Origin of the sequence: Rhabdochromatium marinum (assembly GCF_016583795.1) — a bacterium.
GTDB classification, from domain to species: domain Bacteria; phylum Pseudomonadota; class Gammaproteobacteria; order Chromatiales; family Chromatiaceae; genus Rhabdochromatium; species Rhabdochromatium marinum.
Genome location: NZ_NRRS01000165.1, coordinates 1 through 1,487 on the forward strand (window position 1 = coordinate 1; position 1,487 = coordinate 1,487).

Consider the following 1,487-nt stretch of genomic DNA (forward strand, 5'->3'; position numbering starts at 1 on the left):
ACCAGCTCATTGACACTGCCAATCTGGCGCCACACCAGCCCCAAGACCAATCCCATCATCACCGGCAGCGTCAGCACCCGCGCGCGCAACCCCAGCAGGTGAAAGTATCTCACCTGCTCCAGCGTAGCCGAATGGACAATCTCGCTCAGGCGCGTGGCCACCGCGTCCGCCGTTGGAGCACTCGTGGGGCGGTGTTGCCGATCCCGCTGGATGGCGCGGGTATGGCGCACGGAACTGCGCTTCTTCGGCTTCGCGTCGGTGGGAACGGGACAGACGGTGGTGTCCATGGGGCTCGGGGCGCTCAACAAAAAAGGATCGACAGCTTCTCAAAAACCTTAACTTGTAAGCAATGCTCTTAGGTAGCAACGTTTGCTATCTCGTGCGTCATATTTCAATGGGGATTTATAGATGTCAACGTCATGTCACACATTGACGGATGAAGCTTGCAAATGCCTCAGTACTCCTGGATGCATCGGTGATGATCGATTGTTACTAGTTCGGAACGAGATATATGGTCTTGGAACGAGAAATGAGTCTTCTCGGATCCCAATATATGCTCTTATGAATCGACTCTTGTTGCTGTTCCAGTCTTCTGCCGTATTTGTGTTTTGCTGGCGGGAAAGTCGGCCTGACCGCTGGCAATTTTTTCACAACTATTACGATGCATTGGGTCGTGATTACCTTGACCAGTTCTTGATTGGTGAATTGCAGGATGCTGCAAGAGGCACTCGTGATGAAAGCACATGGGAGATTTTTGCTGGAGCCAATGCATTTTCTTGTCTTGAAGAAGAAGTGTCTCCTATTCCGCTTCCGTTACAGAAGAAGTATCATGTTTTTTTGGTGGAATTAAAAAAGCTGCCGGATAACTCGATCTCGAATGATAACCTTCGCGAGTATTTTTCTTTAATGAAGGATCAGGATTGTCGAGTTTGCGCGTTGAGGCGATTGTTTGATTGTATGCAAAGCGAAGAAAATGTCCCGTTAACGAAGTTCGTTTTTGGCCCTGATGGCCATAGATTGAATGACGCAATTTATGATTTCTTGGACCGGCATCGTACAGTCAATATGGACGCGCGATCAGACTTTGGAAATGACTTGCAATCGGTTCAATTTGACGAGATGACTGATAATGTTTTAGATGGAATTCGGTCGGAAGTAGTTGGTGCGTTGATGAAGGATGTCAGGCCGTCGCCTCTTATTCAGCATGAACCTTCAGGTCGAGAAATAGAGTCTGTTAAGTTGCCGTTTGCAAATTTGTTCTTTGTGGTTAGACTTCCTTATGATGAAAAATCAAGATTTCGTTTCGGTGGCTCATTAGGCGCGGTAGGTATACCTTATACCAGCCCTTTTAAGGTGATGCAACTCATTGTATAATATGGATATTATTTCTAGAGTTGGAGTTGACAACCGATGTTTGATGATGTTCTCAACCGGTTTGCTGAACGCGCGCCTGCCACGGTCATGGTACGCGCTCTGCTTGAGCGATT

2 protein-coding genes are annotated in these 1,487 nt (G+C 47.8%); one reads left to right on the top strand and one right to left on the bottom strand.

Features of this window, described 5'->3' with window-relative positions; all coding sequences use genetic code 11:
- A partial coding sequence (locus tag CKO36_RS19025) for a hypothetical protein (protein ID WP_420826358.1) occupies positions 1-287 on the bottom strand: 287 nt, incomplete at its 3' end.
- Positions 288-573: 286 nt separating this feature from the next.
- Between CKO36_RS19025 and CKO36_RS19030 the strand changes: the two genes are divergently transcribed.
- Positions 574-1,374 carry a hypothetical protein gene (locus tag CKO36_RS19030; protein WP_200286473.1) on the top strand — a complete coding sequence of 267 codons (801 nt, stop codon included), beginning with the start codon at positions 574-576 and terminating at the stop codon, positions 1,372-1,374.
- The last annotated feature ends 113 nt before the right edge of the window (positions 1,375-1,487 follow it).